The organism is Sagittula stellata E-37, from assembly GCF_039724765.1.
Taxonomy (GTDB): domain Bacteria; phylum Pseudomonadota; class Alphaproteobacteria; order Rhodobacterales; family Rhodobacteraceae; genus Sagittula; species Sagittula stellata.
The window spans coordinates 2,083,551-2,104,194 of the sequence record NZ_CP155729.1; the positions used below are offsets into that span (position 1 = coordinate 2,083,551).

Annotated in this window: 20 protein-coding genes; 16 read left to right on the forward strand and 4 right to left on the reverse strand. The window is 63.9% G+C overall.

Annotated elements, in window-relative coordinates; translation table 11 throughout:
* Positions 1-45: 45 nt before the first annotated feature.
* From nuoG to ABFK29_RS09990, 15 genes are all read left to right on the forward strand, one after another.
* Positions 46-2,064 (forward strand): NADH-quinone oxidoreductase subunit NuoG, encoded by a 2,019-nt coding sequence (gene nuoG, locus ABFK29_RS09920; protein ID WP_005857495.1) that lies wholly within the window; start codon positions 46-48, stop codon positions 2,062-2,064.
* Between the two features lie 6 nt (positions 2,065-2,070).
* Entirely contained in the window at positions 2,071-2,457 is a 387-nt protein-coding gene (locus ABFK29_RS09925) for a hypothetical protein (protein ID WP_050772385.1), read from the forward strand.
* Between the two features lie 7 nt (positions 2,458-2,464).
* Entirely contained in the window at positions 2,465-3,502 is a 1,038-nt protein-coding gene (gene nuoH, locus ABFK29_RS09930; protein ID WP_005857499.1) for an NADH-quinone oxidoreductase subunit NuoH, read from the forward strand.
* Positions 3,503-3,635: 133 nt separating this feature from the next.
* Complete coding sequence (locus ABFK29_RS09935) at positions 3,636-4,007, forward strand: hypothetical protein (RefSeq protein WP_005857501.1); 372 nt, start codon at positions 3,636-3,638, stop codon at positions 4,005-4,007.
* Between the two features lie 2 nt (positions 4,008-4,009).
* Positions 4,010-4,504, forward strand: coding sequence for an NADH-quinone oxidoreductase subunit NuoI (nuoI, locus tag ABFK29_RS09940; RefSeq protein WP_005857502.1), 495 nt, complete (start codon positions 4,010-4,012; stop codon positions 4,502-4,504).
* A gap of 70 nt (positions 4,505-4,574) precedes the next feature.
* On the forward strand, positions 4,575-4,991 hold the full coding sequence (locus ABFK29_RS09945) for a carboxymuconolactone decarboxylase family protein (RefSeq protein ID WP_005857505.1): 417 nt from the start codon (positions 4,575-4,577) through the stop codon (positions 4,989-4,991).
* Complete coding sequence (locus ABFK29_RS09950; RefSeq protein WP_005857506.1) at positions 4,988-5,590, forward strand: NADH-quinone oxidoreductase subunit J; 603 nt, start codon at positions 4,988-4,990, stop codon at positions 5,588-5,590. The genes ABFK29_RS09945 and ABFK29_RS09950 overlap by 4 nt, the downstream gene beginning before the upstream one ends.
* Positions 5,587-5,784, forward strand: a complete 198-nt coding sequence (locus ABFK29_RS09955) for a hypothetical protein (protein ID WP_005857508.1) — start codon at positions 5,587-5,589, stop codon at positions 5,782-5,784. Before ABFK29_RS09950 ends, ABFK29_RS09955 begins: the two co-directional genes overlap by 4 nt.
* Before the next feature lie 200 nt (positions 5,785-5,984).
* Entirely contained in the window at positions 5,985-6,290 is a 306-nt protein-coding gene (nuoK, locus tag ABFK29_RS09960; protein ID WP_005857510.1) for an NADH-quinone oxidoreductase subunit NuoK, read from the forward strand.
* 4 nt (positions 6,291-6,294) lie between these two features.
* Positions 6,295-8,487, forward strand: a complete 2,193-nt coding sequence (nuoL, locus tag ABFK29_RS09965; protein ID WP_005857512.1) for an NADH-quinone oxidoreductase subunit L — start codon at positions 6,295-6,297, stop codon at positions 8,485-8,487.
* On the forward strand, positions 8,487-10,055 hold the full coding sequence (locus ABFK29_RS09970; protein WP_005857514.1) for an NADH-quinone oxidoreductase subunit M: 1,569 nt from the start codon (positions 8,487-8,489) through the stop codon (positions 10,053-10,055). The genes nuoL and ABFK29_RS09970 overlap by 1 nt, the downstream gene beginning before the upstream one ends.
* An 11-nt stretch (positions 10,056-10,066) precedes the next feature.
* Positions 10,067-11,518, forward strand: a complete 1,452-nt coding sequence (gene nuoN / locus ABFK29_RS09975; protein ID WP_005857517.1) for an NADH-quinone oxidoreductase subunit NuoN — start codon at positions 10,067-10,069, stop codon at positions 11,516-11,518.
* A 125-nt stretch (positions 11,519-11,643) separates the two neighbouring features.
* Entirely contained in the window at positions 11,644-12,378 is a 735-nt protein-coding gene (locus tag ABFK29_RS09980; RefSeq protein WP_005857519.1) for a biotin--[acetyl-CoA-carboxylase] ligase, read from the forward strand.
* A 13-nt stretch (positions 12,379-12,391) separates the two neighbouring features.
* Positions 12,392-13,174, forward strand: coding sequence for a type III pantothenate kinase (locus ABFK29_RS09985; protein ID WP_005857520.1), 783 nt, complete (start codon positions 12,392-12,394; stop codon positions 13,172-13,174).
* Positions 13,175-13,204: 30 nt separating this feature from the next.
* On the forward strand, positions 13,205-14,872 hold the full coding sequence (locus tag ABFK29_RS09990) for a ribonuclease J (protein WP_005857522.1): 1,668 nt from the start codon (positions 13,205-13,207) through the stop codon (positions 14,870-14,872).
* Position 14,873: 1 nt separating this feature from the next.
* On the opposite strand, the gene ABFK29_RS09995 is transcribed toward ABFK29_RS09990, so the two are convergent.
* Positions 14,874-15,626 carry a PilZ domain-containing protein gene (locus tag ABFK29_RS09995; protein WP_083803429.1) on the reverse strand — a complete coding sequence of 251 codons (753 nt, stop codon included), beginning with the start codon at positions 15,624-15,626 and terminating at the stop codon, positions 14,874-14,876.
* 168 nt (positions 15,627-15,794) lie between these two features.
* Between ABFK29_RS09995 and ABFK29_RS10000 the strand changes: the two genes are divergently transcribed.
* Positions 15,795-16,220: an OsmC family protein gene (locus tag ABFK29_RS10000; RefSeq protein ID WP_005857526.1), complete on the forward strand. Its 426-nt coding sequence runs from the start codon at positions 15,795-15,797 to the stop codon at positions 16,218-16,220.
* Positions 16,221-16,288: 68 nt separating this feature from the next.
* On the opposite strand, the gene ABFK29_RS10005 is transcribed toward ABFK29_RS10000, so the two are convergent.
* The 3 genes from ABFK29_RS10005 to ABFK29_RS10015 form a co-directional block, all read right to left on the reverse strand.
* Positions 16,289-17,698 carry a DEAD/DEAH box helicase gene (locus ABFK29_RS10005; RefSeq protein ID WP_005857528.1) on the reverse strand — a complete coding sequence of 470 codons (1,410 nt, stop codon included), beginning with the start codon at positions 17,696-17,698 and terminating at the stop codon, positions 16,289-16,291.
* A 175-nt stretch (positions 17,699-17,873) separates the two neighbouring features.
* Complete coding sequence (locus ABFK29_RS10010) at positions 17,874-18,818, reverse strand: glycosyltransferase family 2 protein (RefSeq protein ID WP_005857530.1); 945 nt, start codon at positions 18,816-18,818, stop codon at positions 17,874-17,876.
* Entirely contained in the window at positions 18,815-20,566 is a 1,752-nt protein-coding gene (locus tag ABFK29_RS10015; RefSeq protein WP_005857532.1) for a glycosyltransferase family 2 protein, read from the reverse strand. Before ABFK29_RS10015 ends, ABFK29_RS10010 begins: the two co-directional genes overlap by 4 nt.
* Between the last annotated feature and the right edge of the window lie 78 nt (positions 20,567-20,644).

Here is a 20,644-nt window from a genome sequence, read left to right on the forward strand (position 1 = left end):
CCGGTGGGCAGGGCGCTGCCATCTGCAATCTGGAGAGGCACCGGCATGTCCGACTTGCGAAAGCTCATCATCGACGGTCAGGAAATCGAGGTCGACGGGGCAATGACCCTGATCCAGGCCTGTGAGGAGGCCGGCATCGAGGTGCCGCGCTTCTGTTACCACGAGCGTCTGTCGATTGCCGGGAACTGCCGGATGTGTCTTGTCGAGGTCGTGGGCGGTCCGCCGAAGCCCGCCGCGTCCTGCGCGATGCAGGTCCGCGACATGCGCCCGGGCCGCAACGGCGAGCCGCCGGAGATCAAGACCAACTCGCCCATGGTGAAGAAGGCCCGCGAGGGGGTGATGGAGTTCCTGCTCATCAACCACCCGCTCGACTGTCCGATCTGCGATCAGGGCGGCGAATGCGATCTTCAGGACCAGGCAATGGCCTATGGCGTCGATTTCTCGCGCTTCCGCGAGCCGAAGCGCGCGTCGACCGATCTGGACCTTGGGCCGCTGGTCGAAACGCATATGACGCGCTGCATTTCCTGCACCCGCTGCGTGCGCTTCACCACCGAGGTGGCGGGGATCACGCAGATGGGCCAGACGGGCCGGGGCGAGGATGCGGAGATCACCTCGTACCTGAACTCGACCCTCGATTCGAACATGCAGGGCAACATCATCGACCTGTGCCCGGTTGGCGCGCTGGTGTCGAAGCCCTATGCCTTTACCGCCCGCCCGTGGGAGTTGACCAAGACGGAGACCATCGACGTGATGGATGCGCTCGGTTCCAGCATCCGCGTGGATACCAAGGGCCGCGAAGTGATGCGCATCCTGCCGCGTAACCACGACGGCGTGAACGAGGAATGGATTTCCGACAAGACGCGCTTTGTCTGGGACGGCCTGCGCCGCCAGCGGCTGGACCGGCCCTATGTGCGCACGGACGGCAAGCTGAAGCCCGCAACCTGGGGAGAGGCGCTGGCCAAGGCGTCCGAGGCGATCAAGGGTGCCTCCAAGCTGGCAGGGATCGTCGGCGATCTGGCCCCGGTCGAAGCGGCCTACAGCCTGAAACAGCTTGTCGAAGGGCAGGGCGGTGTCGTCGAGTGCCGCACCGATGGCGCCAAGCTGCCCGCCGGCAACCGTTCGGGCTATGTCGGCACGGCCTCCATCGAGGACATCGACAGTGCGGAGATGATCCTGCTGATCGGCACCAACCCGCGCGAGGAAGCGCCGGTGCTGAATGCCCGAATCCGCAAGGCATGGGCCGCCGGTGCCAAAGTCGCGCGGATCGGCACACCCGTCGACTTGACATTCCCCGTGATAGAACTCGGCACCGGTCGTGAGGCTCTGGCCAAGCTGTCGAAGATGGACCACTCCGACAAGGAGGGCGTTGCCGGTGTCATGATCATCGGCCAGGGCGCGCTGAACGAGGCCGATGGCGCCGCCGTTCTGGGCACCGCCATGCAGACCGCTGCCGCCGGATCGTCGAAGTTCATGGTGCTGCACACGGCTGCGGGCCGCGTGGGTGCGATGGACGTGGACGCCACCAACGAGCGCGGCATGGATGCGGTCAGCGAGGCGGACGTGATCTACAACCTTGGCGCGGACGAGGTGGAGATCGGCGAAGGTGCCTTCGTGATCTACCAGGGGTCGCACGGCGACCGGGGTGCGCACCGCGCCGACGTGATTCTGCCCGCTGCCGCCTACACCGAAGAGCAGGGCCTGTTCGTGAACACCGAAGGCCGCCCGCAACTTGCGCTGCGCGCGGGTTTCGCACCGGGCGATGCCAAGGAGAACTGGGCGATTCTGCGTGCGCTGTCAGCCGAGATCGGCGCGACTCAGCCTTGGAATTCCATCGCGCAATTGCGCCAGGCGCTGGTTGCGGATGTGCCGCACCTCGCCCGGATCGACGAGGTGCCGGAAAACGAGTGGGCGCCGCTGGACGCCGCCGACATGGGCGATGCGGATTTCCGCTACCCGGTGAAGGACCACTGGCTGACCAACCCGATTGCCCGCGCGTCGGAGGTCATGGCGGAACTGTCCAAGAACTCGAAAATGCGCGCACAGGCGCCGATGGCGGCGGAATAAGTGAGGGTGGGCTGGGTGATAGCCTCGCTCGCCTGCGCTGCCACTTCCGGATGCGACACTCCGGCGGCGGCAAAGGGGCCGTACACTCCGGCGTATGAAGGGGTGGAGACGCGTCTTCTGGATGGTGATCTGGTGAACTTCCACGTTACCATGCGTGGGGCACGCAACCAGATCGACGTGGAGGCCTACGCCGAATGTGCCGCCGCGCAATACGCGTTGATCCGGGGATACGGGTTCGCGCGGCATTTGCGCACGAATGTAGACGAAGAGGGTGGCCTCTGGCGCGGGGATGCGGTTTACACCATCTCGCCGGCACTGCCCCGCGGATCACGAACGATCGACGCCGAGGTCACAGCGCTGGCCTGCGCCGAGAACGGAATACCGATGGTGTGAGGACCTGATGGCTGAATTCTTCTCCGACAATCCCTGGGGTATCGCGATCTGGATCGTCTTCACGATCCTCGCGCTTCTGGTGCCGCTTCTGGTGAGCCTCGCGTTCCTGATGTGGGGCGACCGCAAGATCTGGGCCGCCGTGCAGATGCGCCGTGGGCCGAACGTCGTGGGCATCTTCGGCCTGCTGCAGTCCTTCGCAGACTTCCTGAAGTACATCGTGAAAGAGGTGGTCGTGCCCGCGGGCGCCGACCGCTTTGTGTTCTTCCTCGCGCCGATGGTCAGCCTCGTGATGGCCTTCATCGCCTGGGCGGTGATTCCCTTCGGCGATGGCTGGGTCGTGTCCGACATCAACGTCGCCATCCTTTATGTCTTCGCCGTCTCCTCGCTTGAGGTGTATGGCGTGATCATGGGGGGGTGGGCGTCAAACTCGAAGTACCCGTTCCTGGGCTCGCTGCGGTCGGCGGCGCAGATGATTTCCTACGAGGTGTCGATCGGTCTAATCATCATCGGCGTCGTGATCTCTTCGGGTTCGCTGAACTTCGGCAGCATCGTCGAGGCGCAGGACGGCATGGGCATCCTGTCGTGGTACTGGATCCCGCATTTCCCGATGATGTTCCTGTTCTTCATCTCGGCACTGGCGGAAACCAACCGCCCGCCGTTCGACCTGCCGGAAGCTGAATCCGAACTGGTGGCGGGCTATCAGGTGGAATACTCCTCCACGCCGTTCCTGCTGTTCATGATCGGCGAACTGACCGCGGTTGTGCTGATGTGTGCGCTGGTTTCGCTGCTGTTCCTCGGCGGCTGGCTGTCCCCGGTCGAGTTCCTGCCGGATGGCATCTTCTGGATGTGCATCAAGATGCTGTTCGTCTTCTTCATCTTCTCGCTGGTGAAGGCGATCACACCGCGTTACCGCTACGACCAGCTGATGCGCCTTGGTTGGAAGGTCTTCCTGCCGATGTCGCTGGCATGGGTCGTGTTCGTGGCCTTCGCGGCGAAGTTCGAGTGGTTCTGGGGCTTCTACACCCGCTGGGCAGTCGGAGGCTGATGGTGCGGAACGCGTCGAAACAGATTGTTTCGGAAATGCTCCCGCGGGTTCGGGGCGTGGTGTCGCGCGCCGATGGTAGGCTCGCGGCAGGGGCGCGCATGACGCGCGCCTGTGTCCACGTGGGAGAAGCCCGATGACCGACCTGAAGAAAGCCATCCTCGACGCCAAGTACATCGACATGATCGCCCTCGGCGATTTTGTCGTCCGCGATTGTGGCCTGCCGGATAGCGATGCGGAGGGAAACCTCCTGCCGCAGGCCAACGAAATCGCCGCCGCCGTCTTCCGTTGGGCCGCTGACATGCAGGCCATCGACGACGCGGAGGTGAAGTCAAAGCCCGCGCCCGCCGCCGTCGCAGCGGCCGTTGCGGAAGAAGTTTCGGCCACCGCCGGCGATCGGGACGAGCGGGTCGGGGAATACGATGAATTCGGCGATCCCGTGATGGATGCCGAGCAGGCCGAGCGGCTGGAAGCAGCCCGCGAAGCCGTCAAAGAGGAGAGCGCGTAGACATGGCAGCCATCGACTACGGACGGGCCGCGAAGTACTTTCTGCTCGCGGACTTCATGAAGGGGTTCCAGCTGGGGATGAAGTACTTCTTCGCACCCAAGGCCACCGTCAACTACCCGCACGAGAAGGGCCCGCTGAGCCCGCGTTTCCGCGGCGAGCACGCCCTGCGCCGGTATCCCAACGGTGAGGAACGCTGCATCGCCTGCAAGCTGTGCGAGGCAATCTGCCCGGCGCAGGCGATCACCATCGACGCGGAACCGCGCGACGATGGCTCGCGCCGGACGACCCGATACGACATCGACATGACGAAGTGCATCTACTGCGGTTTCTGTCAGGAAGCCTGCCCGGTGGATGCCATCGTCGAAGGGCCGAACTTCGAGTTCTCGACGGAGACCCGCGAAGAACTGTTCTACGACAAGGCCAAGCTGCTGGAAAACGGCGACCGTTGGGAAGCGGAGATCGCCCGGAACCTGGAGTTGGACGCGCCGTACCGATGAAACGCCCCGCCGCCCATATCCGGACCCGCGTCCAGCGGTGTCCCGTCACATCCTGCCAGGGGAGCTGCGCATGACCACCAAGACGCCGTTCGAGCTGATGATGGAGCAGAGCCAGAAGTTCGCGCAGGACATGGTGACAAGCATGAACCCGGCACTGTCGAACTTCGACCCGAAGGCGTTCGAGGCCATGTGGCCGACGATGCCGAAGGACGCGATGGAGATGTGGTTCGGCAAGGGGTTCTCGAAAGAGGGGCTGGACGCCAAGACGCGGCTCTTGCTGACGCTCTCGGGGCTGGTGATGCAGGGCGCGCAGGCGGAGACGCCGCTGCGCATGACAGTGCGTCACGCCATGGAGGCGGGCGCCACCAAGGAAGAAATCGTCGACACCATCACGCATATGTCGATGTTCGCAGGTATTCCCGCCATGAACCGCGCGCTCGAACTGGCGCGCGCTGTCATGGCAGACAAGAAGGATGACGAGACATGATGGCTTTTGCCTTCTACCTCTTTGCGCTTGGCGTGATCGCCGGGGGGCTGTTCACGGTCGTCAGCCGCAACCCGGTACACTCCGTGCTTTGGCTGATCCTCGCCTTCCTCTCCTCGGCGGGCCTGTTCGTGCTGATGGGGGCGGAATTCGTCGCCATGCTGCTGGTCATCGTCTACGTCGGTGCCGTAGCGGTGCTATTCCTCTTCGTGGTGATGATGCTGGATGTCGACTTTGCCGAATTGAAAGCAGAGATGGCGCGCTACATGCCGCTGGCGCTGCTGATCGGCCTCGTGATCCTGATGCAGCTGGCCATGGCCTTCGGCGTCTGGGAAGCCTCCGATCTGGCGGCAGGCCAGCTTTCGGCACCGGCACCCGAAGGGATTGAGAACACGGCTGCGCTTGGCATGATCCTTTACGACAAATACTTCCTGCTGTTCCAACTGTCGGGCCTGATCCTGTTGGTTGCGATGATCGGGGCCATCGTGCTGACGCTCCGCCACCGTCAGGACGTGAAGCGCCAGGACGTGCTGGCACAGATGTACCGCGATCCCGCCAAGGCGATGGAGTTGCGGGACGTCAGACCGGGGCAGGGGCTGTGAACGCGTTCTGGGATCTTCTCTTCTCGCCCGCGGGACTGGTGCTCTACGCCGGTTTCTGGGCGCTGAAGATCGTCGCGGGGGCATGGGTGCTGAGCAAGCTCGTGCTGCTTCTGCCCGCGCGCATGCAGGTCTGGGCCGAGGATAAGCTTGTCCGGCTGCGGCTGATGAAACGGAAGGTCGGCCCTTTGGGCTGACCGGGGCCGGGCCAGTCCCGACCCCGCCCGGCGCACCGCCGGGGCTGCCGCCCGAGGGCGGCGAGACGATCGAGGTTCCGGGTCAGGCCCGGGACGTGGTTCCGGGCCCGCCTGGAACCTGACAGACCAGAGCCCCCGGGCTGATCCCGGGGCGCCACAGACAAGACGACAAATCGGGCAAGCCACCCGGAGGGACACGTATGATCGGATTGGAACACTACCTGACAGTGGCCGCAGTGCTGTTTGTGATCGGCATCTTCGGGCTCTTCCTGAACCGCAAGAACGTGATCATCCTGCTGATGAGCATCGAACTGATGCTGCTGGCAGTGAACATCAACCTCGTGGCGTTCTCGACCCACCTCGGCGATCTCGCCGGCCAGGTCTTCACGTTGTTCGTGCTGACCGTCGCCGCCGCCGAAGCGGCCATCGGCCTTGCGATCCTCGTCTGTTTCTTCCGAAACCGCGGCACCATCGCCGTGGAAGACGTCAACGTCATGAAAGGCTGAGCCCATGGAGAGCATCATCCTGTTTGCGCCCCTCGCGGGCGCGCTCATCGCGGGCTTCGGCTGGAAATTCATCGGCATACGTGGGTCCCAGTGGATCACCACGGGCCTGCTGTTCCTGGCCTGCTTCTTCTCGTGGATCACCTTCCTGACCCACGGGCCAGAGACCGAGCACGTGCAGATCCTGCGCTGGATCGAAAGCGGCACGCTGTCGACCGACTGGTCGATCCGGCTGGATCGCCTGACCTCGATCATGCTGATCGTCGTCACCACGGTGTCGTCGCTCGTGCACCTGTATTCCTTCGGCTACATGGCGCATGACGAGAACTTCCGCGAGGGCGAGGAAAGCTACAAGCCGCGCTTCTTCGCGTACCTGTCGTTCTTCACCTTCGCCATGCTCATGCTGGTGACCTCCGACAACCTGGTGCAGATGTTCTTCGGCTGGGAAGGCGTTGGCGTCGCATCCTACCTGCTGATCGGCTTTTACTACCGTAAGCCCTCGGCCAACGCCGCCGCCATCAAGGCCTTCGTGGTCAACCGGGTCGGCGACTTCGGCTTTGCGCTGGGGATCTTCGCGCTGTTCTTCCTGACCGACTCCGTTCGGTTCGACGACATCTTCGCCGCTGCTCCGACGCTGGCGGAAACGCAGATCACCTTCCTCTGGGGCTCGTGGAACGCGGCGGAGGTCTGTGCCTTCCTGCTGTTCATCGGCGCGATGGGCAAATCGGCGCAGCTTTTCCTGCACACGTGGTTGCCGGACGCAATGGAAGGCCCGACGCCTGTGTCGGCACTGATCCACGCCGCGACCATGGTGACCGCGGGTGTCTTCCTTGTCTGCCGCATGTCGCCGCTGATGGAATACGCACCCCACGCGATGGCGTTTGTCACCTTCCTCGGGGCCACGACCGCCTTCTTCGCGGCGACCGTGGGCCTGGTGCAGAACGACATCAAACGCGTGATCGCCTATTCCACCTGTTCGCAGCTTGGCTACATGTTCGTCGCGGCGGGTGTCGGCGTCTACTCCGTCGCCATGTTCCACCTGTTCACCCACGCCTTCTTCAAGGCGATGCTCTTCCTCGGGGCGGGTTCCGTGATCCACGGGATGCACCACGAGCAGGACATGCGGAACTACGGTGGCCTGCGTAAGAAGCTGCCCTACACGTTCTGGGCGATGATGATCGGCACGCTGGCCATCACCGGCGTCGGTATCCCGCTGACACACATCGGCTTTGCCGGGTTCCTGTCGAAGGATGCGGTGATTGAGAGCGCATGGGCCGGAACCGCTGGCGGTTACGCCTTCTGGATGCTGGTCATCGCCGCGCTGTTCACGGCCTTCTATTCCTGGCGCCTGATCTTTATGACCTTCTTCGGCAAGCCGCGCGGAAACAAGCATACGCATGAGCACGCGCACGAAAGCCCGACGGTCATGCTGATCCCGCTGGGCGTGCTGGCGCTTGGCGCGATCTTCTCGGGGATGGTGTGGTACGGTTCGTTCTTCGGCGACCACGCGCGGGTAAACGCCTTCTTCGGTATCCCGGCGCACCACGAAGAGGTCGCGCATGGTGACGATGCACATGCCGAGGACGTGGCCGAACTTCAGGGCGCCGCAGATGCGGTGAACGAGGCGGAGCACGCGGGCGAGGCAGTGGCCGACGAGGCACACGGCGAAGACGCCGCCGCCACGGAAGGCGAGGGCGACGCCACCCACGCCGCTGCCGAAGGGGACCACGGTTCCGCCGGTATGGCGCCGCAGGGGGCCATCTTCATGGCCGCAGACAACACTGTCATGGAAGATGCCCACCACGCTCCGGTGTGGGTGCGGGTCAGCCCGTTCATCGCGATGCTGATCGGCTTCCTGGTCGCCTACTGGTTCTACATCGTCAATCCGGCGATGCCGAAGCAGCTGGCCGAGAACCAGCGGCCGCTGTACCTCTTCCTGCTGAACAAATGGTACTTCGACGAGATCTACGACTTCCTCTTCGTGCAGCCGGCGAAAAAGCTGGGACGCATCCTTTGGAAGGGTGGTGACGAGGCCATCATCAAGGGCGGGATCAATGGGCTGGCCATGGGCATCGTGCCCTGGGTCACCCGTCTCGCCGGTCGGGCGCAGTCCGGTTACATCTTCACCTATGCCTTCGCCATGGTGATCGGGATCGCTGTCCTGATCACGTGGATGACCATCTCCGGAGGGGCGCAGTAATGGCCAACCTTCTTTCCATCGTCACCTTCCTGCCTGCGCTGGCGGCCCTGATCCTTGCGGTCTTCCTGCGCGGCAGCGATGCGGCGGCGCAGCGCAATGCCAAGTACCTGGCGCTGATTGCCACGACGGCGACGTTCATCATATCCCTGTTCATCCTCGCCCAGTTCGACCCCTCGAACACCGGCTTCCAGATGGTGGAAGAGGGCGAGTGGCTGATGGGGCTCAGCTACCGGATGGGCGTGGACGGGATTTCTGTCCTGTTCGTCATGCTGACCACCTTCATGATGCCGCTTGTGATCTGGGCGTCCTGGAACGTGACGCACCGGGTAACCGAATACATGATCGCCTTCCTGATGCTGGAAACGCTGATGCTGGGCGTGTTCATGGCGCTGGATCTGGTGCTCTTCTACGTCTTCTTCGAAGCGGGCCTCATCCCGATGTTCCTGATCATCGGGATCTGGGGCGGCAAGGAGCGCATCTACGCATCGTTCAAGTTCTTCCTCTACACCTTCCTCGGCTCCGTCCTGATGCTGGTGGCGATGGTCGCAATGTACGCCGACGCGGGTACAACCTGCATCGGGGCCTGCGATGTGTCGCTGCTGACCCACCAGTTCGCGTCCGATGACTTCTCGGTACTGGGCATCACCGTTGTGGGCGGCCTGCAGACCATGCTGTTCCTCGCCTTCTTCGCCTCTTTCGCGGTGAAGATGCCGATGTGGCCGGTGCACACCTGGCTGCCCGAAGCGCACGTCCAGGCGCCGACCGCCGGGTCGGTTGTGCTGGCGGCCATCCTGCTGAAGATGGGCGGTTACGGCTTCCTGCGCTTCTCGCTGCCGATGTTCCCCGTAGGCTCCGACGTGATGGCGAACTTCGTCTTCACGCTGTCGGTGGTGGCGATCATCTACACCTCGCTTGTGGCGCTGGTTCAGGAGGACATGAAGAAGCTGATCGCCTATTCGTCCGTTGCGCACATGGGCTATGTGACCATGGGGATCTTCGCGGCCAACCAGCAGGGCGTGGACGGGGCAATCTTCCAGATGATCTCTCACGGGTTCATCTCCGGCGCGCTCTTCCTCTGCGTCGGTGTAATCTACGACCGGATGCACACCCGCGAGATCGACGCCTATGGCGGCCTCGTGAACCGGATGCCGGCCTATGCGCTGATCTTCATGCTGTTCACCATGGCCAACGTCGGCCTGCCGGGCACCTCCGGGTTCATCGGCGAATTCCTGACGCTGGCGGGTGTCTTCCAGGTCAACACATGGGTGGCGGCCGGTGCTGCGACCGGTGTGATCCTGTCGGCGGCCTACGCCCTGTGGCTGTACCGCCGGGTGGTGATGGGCGACCTCATCAAGGAAAGCCTGAAGACCATCAAGGACATGACCGCGCGGGAAAAGGCGATCTTTGCGCCGCTCGTCTTCATGACCATCTGGATGGGGGTCTACCCCGCGCCGATCCTCGACCGGATCGGACCGTCGGTGGAGGCTCTGGTCTCGAACTATGACATGGCGCTGGAAAGCGCGGGCCGGGGTGGCGAAACCACCCAAGTGGCCGAAGCTGAACACTAAGGGGGCGACAGATGTCAGCAGATCTGAACATCATCCTGCCGGAGATCATCCTGTCGGTCTACGCGATGGTGGCACTGGTCGGTGCGGTCTACACCGCGAAGGACGACCTCGCCCCGGCGCTCACATGGGTGACTGCGGCGCTGTTCGTGGTCATGGCCTTCTGGCTCGGGGCCACAGGTGAGGGCGCGCAGAGCGCATTCGACGGCATGTTCCAGTCGGACGGGTTCTCGCGCTTCGCGAAGATCCTGATCCTCGTCTCAGCCGCGGCCGTACTGGTCATGAGCGAGGGCTACATGGCACGCCGCGGCCTCCTGCGGTTCGAGTATCCGTTGCTGGTATCGCTGGCCGTGGTCGGCATGATGGTCATGGTTTCGGCCGGTGACCTGATGTCGCTTTACATGGGGCTCGAATTGCAGTCGCTGGCACTTTACGTGGTGGCGTCGCTGCGGCGGGACAGCGTGAAATCGACCGAAGCGGGCCTGAAGTACTTCGTGCTCGGCGCGCTGTCCTCCGGCCTGCTGCTCTACGGCGCGTCGCTGGTCTACGGTTACGCGGGCACCACGCTTTTCTCCGGTATCATCCAGACGGCGGAAGAGGGGCATGTCTCCATCGGCCTGCTGCTTGGCCTCGTGCTGATGATCTCGGGCCTGGCCTTCAAGGTGTCCGCCGTGCCGTTCCACATGTGGACGCCGGATGTGTACCAGGGGTCTCCGACCCCGGTGACGGCCTTCTTCGCCACCGCACCCAAGGTCGCCGCGATGGGTCTGTTTGCCCGCGTGATGTTCGACGCCTTCGGCAATGCGACGGCAGACTGGGGTCAGGTGATTGCGCTCTTGGCGGTCCTGTCGATGTTCCTCGGGTCGTTCGCGGCCATCGGACAGAAGGACATCAAGCGGCTGATGGCCTATTCGTCGATCGCCCACATGGGGTATGCCCTGATCGGCCTTGCAGCGGGAACCGAGATCGGTGTGCAGAACATGCTGATCTACATGGCGATCTACGTGACGATGAACGTCGGCACCTTCGCGTTCATCCTGTCGATGGAGCGTGACGGCCAACCGGTGACGGACATCGAGTCGCTTGGCATGTACTCCAAGAAGGAGCCGGGCCGCGCGCTTGCCATGCTGGTGCTGCTGTTCTCGCTGGCCGGTGTGCCGCCGCTTCTGGGTTTCTTCGCCAAGTACGGTGTGCTGATGGCCGCGGTCGAGTCCGGCATGGTCTGGCTGGCGGTCGCGGGTGTGGTCGCCTCGGTCATTGGCGCCTATTACTACCTGCGGATCGTGTTCTACATGTATTTCGGCGACGACAGGGAGGACGCGCTGGACAGGTCCTCGTCTCCGGTGCTGTCGGGTTTCCTGGCCCTGTCGGCGCTGATCATCGTTCTGGCGGTGTTCAACCCGTTGGGTCTGACGGTGGATGTGCAGGACTCGGCGCAGGCGGCAGCGGTCGCCCTGGTCAACTGATCTTGACCGGCTGTCTTCATGCGGTGACGCGCCCCTTGCGGGCGCTTCACTGTTTTGTGCCTGCGGCACGCCGGGGGTTTCCCCCGGACCCCAAGGTATTTTGGCCAAGATGAAGGGCAGGGCGCATGGGTTGGCCTGAGGGCTACGGGCGGCGGGTGCTGGCGGAGATCGACAGCACCAACGCCGAGGCGGCGCGGATCATGCCGGACCTTGCGGGACCGGAATGGATCTGTGCGCTGCGCCAGACCGCAGCGCGCGGGCGGCGGGGGCGGGCCTGGGTTGCCCCGGAGGGCAATTTTGCCGCCACTCTGGCGATGCGCCCGAAGGAGACGCAGGACGTGGTGGCGCAGCGGTCGTTCGTGGCGTCGCTTGCGCTGTACGATGCTTTTGCAATGCTGACCGGTGCCGAGGCCGCGTTGACCCTGAAGTGGCCGAACGACGTGCTTCTGAACGGCGGCAAGGTGGCGGGCATCCTGCTGGAGGGGCTGCCGGGAGGCGGCCTTGCGGTGGGGATCGGTGTCAATCTGATTGCAGCGCCCGGTCCGGCGCAGGTCGAGGAGGGGGCGGTGCCTCCGGTGTCGCTCTTGTCAGAGACGGGGGTCCGGGTGACACCCGAGCGTATGCTCGATGCGCTGGCAGAGGCCTGGGCGGTTCGCGAACATGTCTTCGTCACCTACGGTTTCGCGCCGATCCGCGAGGCCTGGCTGGCGCGGGCGGCGCGGGTGGGTGAGACGATCGTCGCGCGCACCGGAACCCGCAGCGTCACCGGCATCTTCGAGACGGTGGACGCCCGCGGGCACATCGTTCTAGACACGCCGCAGGGCCGGACGGCCATCGCGGCCGCGGACGTCTTCTTCTGAAAGGTCACGCCTCATGCTGCTTGCCATCGACTGCGGCAACACCAACACCGTGTTCTCGATCTGGGATGGCGAGGGGTTCATCGCGACATGGCGCACCTCGACCGAGCATCAGCGGACGGCTGACCAGTACTATGTCTGGCTGTCGACGCTGATGGCGTTCCAGGGCATCAAGGCCGAGATCACCGATGTGATCATCTCGTCCACGGTGCCGCGGGTGGTCTTCAACCTCCGGGTGCTGTCGGACCGGTATTTCAAGACGCGCCCCATTGTCGTCGGACGTCCCGAGTGCTTGCTGCCCATAGATGTGCGCGTGGATCCCGGCACCGCGGTCGGACCGGACCGCCTGGTCAACACAGTGGCGGGCTTCGACAAGTTCGGCGGCGATCTTGTGATCGTGGATTTCGGGACGGCCACGACGTTCGACGTCGTTGCCAGCGACGGCGCTTACATCGGCGGGGTGATCGCGCCGGGGGTGAACCTCAGCCTGGAGGCCCTGCACCAGGCTGCGGCGGCGCTGCCACATGTGGATATTTCCCGCCCGCAATCGGTGGTCGGGACGAATACGGTTGCGTGCATGCAGTCCGGCGTGTTCTGGGGGTATGTGGGGCTCGTTCGGGAGATCTGCGACCGCATCAAGGGCGAACGCGACCGTCCGATGCGCATCGTCGCGACCGGTGGGCTGGCGCCCTTGTTCCAGCAATCGGTGCCGCTATTTGACGCCTACGACGAATTCCTGACGATGCACGGGCTTACCGTGATCTACACATATAACAAGGCCCGTGCTCATGCTGAGTAGCCGTGGCAAACGAATTGAAGAGGCCAAGGCATGAGCGACGCGCGTTTGATCTATCTCCCCCTCGGGGGGGCCGGCGAAATCGGCATGAACTGTTACGTCTACGGGTACGGCAAGCCGGGTGAAGAGCGGCTGATCGTCGTCGACATGGGCGTGACCTTCCCTGACATGGACGGCACACCTGGGGTCGATCTGATCCTGCCGGACATCACCTGGCTGAAGGAGAACAAGAACCGGATCGAGGCGATGTTCATCACCCATGCACACGAAGACCATGTGGGCGCGGTGGGGCATACTTTCGGCGATCTGTCGGTGCCGATCTACGCGCGGGCCTTCACCGCCAACCTCGCCCGCCAGAAGCTGGCGGAATACGGTGTGGAGGGAAAGTCGGTGCGCACGTGTTCGGCCTGGCCGGAGACAGTGACGGTCGGACCGTTCACAGTGGGGTTCCTGCCGATTTCGCACTCCATCCCCGAAAGCAGCGGGCTGGTGATCGACTGTCCGGCGGGGCGCGTGCTGCACACCGGCGACTTCAAGCTGGACACCCAGCCGCTGGTCGGAGAACCGTGGGATCCCGACCTTTGGGCCGAGGTGTCGAAGGGTGGGGTGAAGGCTCTTGTCTGCGACAGCACCAACGTGTTCAACCGCCATCCCGGCCGATCGGAAGTCATCGTCGGCCCGGCGGTCGAGAAGCTGGTGAGCGAGGCCAAGCGCATGGTGGTGGCGACCACATTCGCCTCCAACGTGGCACGGGTGAAGACGCTGGCGGAAGCGGGCGAGCGGGCGGGGCGGTCGATCTGCCTGATGGGCCGCGCGATGCGCCGCATGATCGAGGCCGCTGTGGAAACGGGCGTGCTGTCGCGGTTTCCCAGCGTGGTCAGCCCGGAGGATGCGGCGCAGTTGCCGCGTGAAAACCTGATGATCCTCGCCACTGGGTCGCAAGGTGAGCGGCGCGCCGCCTCTGCCCAGCTTTCGCGCGGCAAGTTCAACGGGATCGAGCTGAAGGAGGGCGACCTGTTTTTGTTCTCCTCCAAGACCATTCCGGGCAACGAGCGGGACGTGATCCGTATCATGAACCAGTTGTCGGAGAAGGGGGTGGACGTGGTCGACGACTCGATGGGCGACTACCACGTGTCGGGCCACGCCAACCGTCCGGACCTTGAGACGGTGCAGGACATCGTGCAGCCGCAGATCGTGGTGCCCATGCACGGCGAGCATCGGCACCTGCGGGAGCACGTCAAGCTGGCGGCGGAACGCCGGCGGCAAGGCGTCCTTGCCGTCAACGGAATGATGATCGACCTGACCGGGAATGAGCCCAAGGTGGCCGAATACATCGAGACCGGGCGCACCTACCTCGACGGCACAGTGCAGATCGGCGCGCTGGACGGAATTGTCCGCGACCGTATCCGCATGGCGCTGAACGGCCACGTGGTTGTGACGATGATCCTCGACGAAGGTGACGAACCGCTGGGCGATCCGTGGTGCGACCTCATGGGGCTGGCAGAGACCGGTCGCAGCCACGTGCCGCTGGTGGACATTCTGGAGGCCGATCTCGGGCAGTTTGTGGGCCGTGCCGGTGACAAGATTCTGACAGACGACGACAAGCTGGAAGAGGGATTGCGCCGCGTGGTGCGCCAGACCTGTCAGAACGAGATCGGCAAAAAGCCCGAGGTTACGGTCGTGGTGAGCCGCCTGTCCTGAGTCAGGCGGGCAGGGCGCCATCGCGCAGGGTCTTGCCGATCCGGCGCGACAGAAGTTCCTTTTGCCTGTCGGTCAGCTGGAACTCTGCCCCGGCGGCGAAACCATGGCGCCAGCGGAATTCGGCGAGAAACTGACCGTAGCCGGGGATTTGCAAGTTCAGGGGGGCGTCGCGAATCCCTGCGATCCCCAGGGAGTCGAACCGCAATCGCGCGCCGCCTTCGGAGATGTCGAGTATCTCACAAGGGATGACGTAACCGTCCTGCAAGCAGCGGGCAGCGACTTTGACACTCACCCGTTGACTGCGGCGCAGATAGGCGGGCTCTTCAGCGGTGGCGATGGGCGGCGGGTCAACGGGATCCGACACTTCTTGCGACTGCGGCAGTTCGGTTTGCGTGGGTGTTTCTGTGCTCGTGCCAGGGGAGTCCTTGGCCAGTTCCCGTACAAGGGCGGCAATGCGAAGCTTCACCAGTTGGCGCATGCTGTCGCTGATCCGGAATTCCGCGCCAAGGCTGTTGGCGGCCCGCCAGACGATCCGGGCGGGGAACCTCCCGATGCCGCTGATCTCCAGCTCCAGCGGACTGCTCCGGATGGCCGAGGAGGATATCGCTTCGAGGTCCATCTGTATCCCGCCGCCGGAGAGGTTGCGCACCGTTCCCGGGATCTCCAGCCCGTCCTGTATGGCGATGACCCGCAGGTTGATCGCAATGCGAGAGGACCGCCGTTCACTCATCCCAAAGCTCGCACTCGCTTGCATTGCCCTGCCAATCAAAAAACTCGTACCGCTGCATCATGTGCCGCGTGGGGTAAAGGTTCCGTTTAAGGAACCGGGAAGACGTTCGGCTCGTTGGGTCTTTGAAGCGCCATCAGGCGCCGTGAGGCGTGCTGGAAACGCGCGCCGACAGACAGAAGACAGGAGATTTACATGATCGAGAAAGCCGGTTCCGCAAAATGGATGGGTGACCTCAAGTCCGGGAAGGGCACCGTGTCCACCGAATCCACCGCGCTGAAGGATCAGCCCTACGGCTTCAACACCCGGTTCGAAGGCCAGCCCGGCACCAATCCGGAAGAACTGATCGGCGCCGCGCACGCGAGCTGCTTTTCCATGGCTCTTTCGATGATTCTTGGCGAAAGCGACCTCGTCCCCGACGAGATTTCGACAACGGCGAAAATCTACATGGACAAGGAAGGCGATGGGTTTGCGGTCAAGAAATCTCATCTGACCGTCGCGGCGAAGGTGCCCGGTGCATCCGAGGAGGATTTCATGAAGGCGGCGGAGACGGCCAAGGCCAACTGCCCGATCTCCAAACTGCTGGACTGCGAAATCACCATGTCGGCAGCGCTGGCATAAACGCACTGGCAAAGAAGAAGGCCGGTCCCGAGGGGCCGGCCTTTTTGCTTGTCCAGGTCGAACGTTTCTCAGCTCGCGCGGCGGTCGTCGAAGCTGAGTGCGATGAACTCGGGCATGTGGTCGCCCATGCCGATCACGTTGCTGTCCTTGCGGTCCGAGCGCGAGGAAGAGGACGACCGGCTGCCTTTCGACCCGGAACCGGAGCGGCTCGACGAGGAGGACCGGGAAGACGAAGAAGAAGACCGCGAACGGCTCGATGAGCTGCGGCTAGTCTTTTCTTCCGCGGGCTTGCCGTTGTCAGAGCGTGCCTCCGCCGCCGGGGCTGCCGCCTTCACTGGGTTGTCCAGGCGCGGGATCTCCTTCTGGAGGAGCTTTTCGACGGCATCGAAGTACTTCTCGTCACGGGGCGTACAGATCGTGTAGGCCTTGCCGGAGCGTCCTGCGCGGCCCGTGCGACCGATGCGGTGCACGTAATCCTCGGCATGGCTCGGCACGTCGAAATTGAAGACGTGGGTCACCGCCGGAATGTCCAGTCCACGCGCGGCCACGTCGGAGGCAATCAGCAGGCGGACCGAGCCGTCGCGGAAACCGTCGAGCGTGCGCGTGCGCTGCGACTGGTCAAGGTCACCATGGATCGGAGCGGCGTTGTAGCCGTATTTCGTCAGCGATTTCGCGACGATATCGACATCGACCTTACGGTTGCAGAAGATGATCGCGTTGGAGCAGGCCTCGCCCTCCGCATCGATCAGCGCGCGCAGCACGGCCCGCTTCTCGCTGCTTTCGCGGTCGCGGCGGGACGGGGTAAAGACCACGGCGCCCTGCGTGATCGTTTCCGATGCCGTTGCCTGGCGGGCAACCTCGATCCGCGCGGGCGCGGAGAGGAAGGTGTTGGTGATGCGCTCGATCTCCGGCGCCATGGTGGCGGAGAAGAACAGCGTCTGGCGGGTGAAGGGCGTGAGCGAGAAGATCCGCTCGATATCCGGGATGAACCCCATGTCGAGCATCCGGTCGGCCTCGTCCACCACCATGATCTCGATACCCGTCAGCAGCAGCTTGCCGCGCTCGAAGTGGTCGAGCAGGCGGCCCGGCGTCGCGATGAGAACATCGACTCCCTTGTCGATCAGCACATCCTGTTCCTTGAACGAGACACCGCCGATCAACAGGGCCTTGGTCAGTTTGACGTGCTTGGAATAGGTGTCGAAGTTCTCGGCCACCTGCGCCGCGAGTTCACGAGTGGGGCACAGAACCAGCGAGCGCGGCATCCGGGCCCGTGCGCGGCCCCGGGCGAGCTTGTGGATCATGGGAAGGGTGAAGGAGGCGGTCTTGCCGGTGCCCGTCTGGGCGATGCCCAACACGTCCTTGCCTTCGAGGGCGTGGGGGATGGCGCCGGCCTGAATCGGCGTCGGCGTGGTGTAGCCGGCCTCTTCGATGGCCTTGAGAACCTTGGGACTAAGATCGAGATCAGAGAATTTTGTCATGCGTGTCCGTGTAGTTGCGGACACTCAACCTTGGCCCGCGCGTATGGAGGAAGGGTCCGGCCCGGATGGCCTGACGTCGATGCGCTCTCAACCCTTGGCCGTCCCTTAGTGAAAAAATGCGGAAAGGTCAACGGATGTGGCATCTTACCGCGAAATTGCCGCATGGAACGTAGGGTCACGCGCTGTTCGGGAAGTGTTTTCGGCGCAATTTTTCGAGGTCGAGTGTCCGGCGGCGCAGCAACCCGTGCGAGTCCAGCCGGTCGCACAGGGCGGTGTCTGCGACGCAGACCTCGTCGAAGAACCCGCGCAGGGCAACTTCGCCGCCGTCTGCTTCGATTGCCTGGAACAGTTCGTGCAGGGACAGCGCGCCATCGCGGCGGACCTGGGGTTTCAGCTCGGCCCGGTAGGATCCCTGGGCAAGTCGGAAACGATAGGCGGCCAGGAAATGCTCCCAGCCGTCCGCATGAAAATGCCCCAGTTCCACCTCTGTCAGATTTGCCTGCCCGGGGTTGGTGACGTCGTTCAGGATGACGTTATGTATGCGGATCTGCAGGCCCTTCGTTCCGGCGCGAAAGAAAAGCTTGCCGGCGACGTGGCTGAGGAACCCGCCGGACAGATGGGGGCCGTAGGTGGGAAAGCAGTCCTCTGCCGCCCGCTGACGGGCGCGCTGGTCGAGGTGAAACGCCTTGAAGGCGGTCTCTCCCTCGGCGGTGCCGGTGCCTTGGGCCAGCGCCTCGACCGGGCGGACGCGGGCGCAGAGGGCGCTGTCCGGCAGGTCGGCCAGAACCTCCGCCACGGGACGCTCCGGCAGCAGGAACTCATCCACGTCGATATGGGCCAGCCAGTCGACTTCGGCTTTGCGGTTGTTGCAATGTCGCGCGTTAAGCGACTGGCGCACCTGATGTTTCTTCGGTCGGCCCTTGCGTTTTTCCCAATAGGCCGCATCGGTGTGCAGCGCCCTGATCCGGGGGTGCGCCTTCAGCGCGGCAAGCGTCTCCGGAACGTCCTCGTCGAGGTAGAGGTACACCCGATGCGCGCCCTGCTCCAGGTGCCATGCGGCAAAGCGCTGGATGGCGTCGAGAGGTGCCTTTACGGTGCTGACCGTGCCCCAGGTGGTCATGGCAACGGCCCGAAGACGCGGGTCACCTTGGCGTCCAGATCAAGATCGCGGGTGACCAGCATCCCCTTGTCGGCCAGCCGCGCGCGCAGGTCCGGCGTGTCGGCGCAGACCTCTTCGAAAAAGGCACGGAGGCCGCTTTCGCCTTCTTCCTCCATCAAGAATGCGAAGAGATCGGCCTGGCCCAGTTCCGGTCGGGTGGAGCGTTTTCGGTACGACCCGCGCGCAAGGCGGAAGTCCAGGTGATTGCGGAACTTTTCCCAGCTCGCCGCATGCAGGTGGGCTAGTAGAAGCCCTGCCGGTTTGGCCTTGTTGGTGGCGTCCTGACCCCTGAATTTCAGCGTGTGTATGCCCAGCCGGGTGTCGGCGATGCCGGTGCGGGCGAAAACCTTGCCCGACGTGTGCGACAGGAAGCCCGCGTACAGGTGGAGACCGAAGGTCGGGTAGACGTCCTGCAGGTCGGCCTTTTTCACGCCCGCCTGCTTGTGGGTAAGCTTGAAATGCTGCGGCAGGCCGTCCGTCGCCAACGCTTCGGCCGGTGCGATCCGTGCGATGGCCGCGTCGGGCGGGGCCGTGTGCAGTGCGTAGGGCACGGGCACGTCGGTCAGGATGAACTCGTCCACGTCGATATGACCCAGCCAGTGCAGTCCTTCGGAATGATTGTGATAACAGTGGGTTGCATTGAAAGCTTGACGCAATTGATGAGCGTCGGGACGCGCCTTGCCGTGGCTGTCCCAATAGGTGGCATCGCAGGTCGTGACCCGGATCTTCGGGTGGCCGCCGAAAAAGGCGGCGGACTGCGGGTCCGGGACGTCGAGGTAGAGGTGCAGCAAGTCTGCGCCGAGGTCCAGATGATGCGCGGCAAAGCGGGCGATCTGGTCCAGCGGTGACTTCACCGTCGTCACCAGACCCCAGCGCAGGTCCGCCGCCGTGGCGGGGACGCGGTCGGCGTTCACGGGGGCCGGGTTGTTGCCCTGCGGTGTTTGCCCGATCTCGGGCTGACGGGCGGCCCGCTGGGATTCCTTTTCGCTCCGCATGGCGGTCAGGCGGGCCGGAAGCGCACGGTCGTCGTTGAGCAATTTCTCCAATAAACCATGGGCTAACGGAGCGATGACGAGATCCTCGGAAGCCTCCTGCCAGAGGCGTGCGATGAGGTTCACGTCAAGGCCGCCGCCGACCAGGGCATAGGCGTCCATGTCCAGCGGCAGGGGCGTTTTCCGGCGTTTGGCGGAGGGGAACGGCTGTTGAGGGGCAAAGCCGGAATAGAGCCGCTCCGTCTCGTACAGTTTCATCGCGCCGAAGAGGGTCGAAAGCGCCAGACCGGTGGAGCGTTGCACCGGCGTCAGCCCGTGGTCGCCGAAGGTCGTGATGGCGGAGACCAGCCAGCGGGCGTCCAGGTGCTCAAGCAGGTGGTCGGCGTGTTCGTCCCAGAGCCTGTGGAACAGGTAGGGCGCATGGTCGGGGAAGCTGCGCTTGCGCAGGTGCGCGACCAGTAATCCATGAAGTGAACAAAGCTCACTAAAGCCCTGAAGTTCCTTCCGGATCGCATGAGACTTGCGATGAAATCCAGACCGGAACGGCGGCGCGAAATCGGGATCTTCGTCGGGGTCCGTGACACGCGTGCGGGTCAGGCGGGCAAGGTCCGCGTCGGGGCCGGGCAGCGCTTCGCCGGGGGCGCAGTCGATGGGATCGCGGCGCGCTTCGTACTGGGTCAGAAGGGCGGGAATGCCACGGGTGGAGCGGTCTTTCATGAACACGAGGGTGGGCTATCCTTAAGGCCGGGGCAAGGTCGTTCGAAGGGTGTTGTAACCACGATTTCGGGCGGTTTC